Here is a 1,090-nt window from a genome sequence, read left to right on the forward strand (position 1 = left end):
GAAAACATTTTTTCGATCTGTGCAGGATTGGCTTTAAATAACTGCGCAAGCTTAGCTTTACAGTCGTCTAAATCCGCACCAGGTTGTAACTCACCGTAGAAAGTTAATTCGAACATCACCCACCTCTTTACTCTTCACTATTCTTCTTATCGGCCTCTGCATGCCATACGCATACTTGATTTCGACCTTGTCTCTTTGCTTGCGCTAATGCTTGGTCAGCTTTAACGCTTAATTCTGAAAAATGCTCACACTCATGAAACTCAACCAAGCCAAATGAGACGGTTAACTTAACGCGCTGCGCTCTAAAATGAAGTGGCAACGACATAATCGTTTTACGCAACTTTTCCATCACTTGCTCAGCAACATCTATTTTCGTAACGGGCAGAATAAATATGAATTTCTCGCCGCCATAACGCGCAACAAAATCAGTCTTGCGCATACGCTCTTTAAGTTCTTTACCGATAATCTGCAGAGTCCTATCACCAGATAAATGTCCATAGCGTTCATTAATTGAATCGAAATGATCAATATCTGCCGCACAAAGTGCCACCGGCTTTTTGTAGCGTTGCCAACGTAAATATTCGAACTCTAAACGCTCGTCGTAGGCTTCGCGGCTTGCCAATCCTGTGAGTACATCTTCGAGTGCTGAGTGACGCTCTTCTTCGAGTTGAGAGCGTAACTTCTTTTGTTCAAGCAACAAACTTTGAACACCTTGCTGCACTGCCTCTAACTCTGGCTGAAAACCAGCGCTGAGTTTTTCTCCGCGTTTGACGAATTCAACGGCGATGTCTGAAATGTCTTCGAGGTGCTCGCGAATCGAGTCTTTTAACTGCTTTTCAAGTTCAGGGATAGGCTGCCCATCGGCATTCAATTCAAGCGCGATGCGTTTTTCATTCACGCTCTGTTCAAGTTGTTTACTCAAGTCCAACCACGTTTGATCTCTCTCATCATGCCCTGATAAGAAATCTGTCATCACCTGAAGTTGTTGATCCAACTCATGCAAAAAGGTTTCAAACTGACGCTGGCCTTTCCCCATTGACGCGATGATCAGATTACTTAGATCTTCTAATGTTGGAGGCAGTTCATACCA

Annotated in this window: 1 protein-coding gene; it reads right to left on the reverse strand. The window is 43.8% G+C overall.

The genetic code is table 11. From position 1 onward, the window contains the following. Positions 1 to 127: 127 nt before the first annotated feature. Positions 128 to 1,090: GGDEF domain-containing protein (locus A3762_RS04295; protein WP_156493228.1), on the reverse strand; the 963-nt coding region annotated here is incomplete at its 5' end.

This window comes from Oleiphilus sp. HI0125, assembly GCF_001635355.1.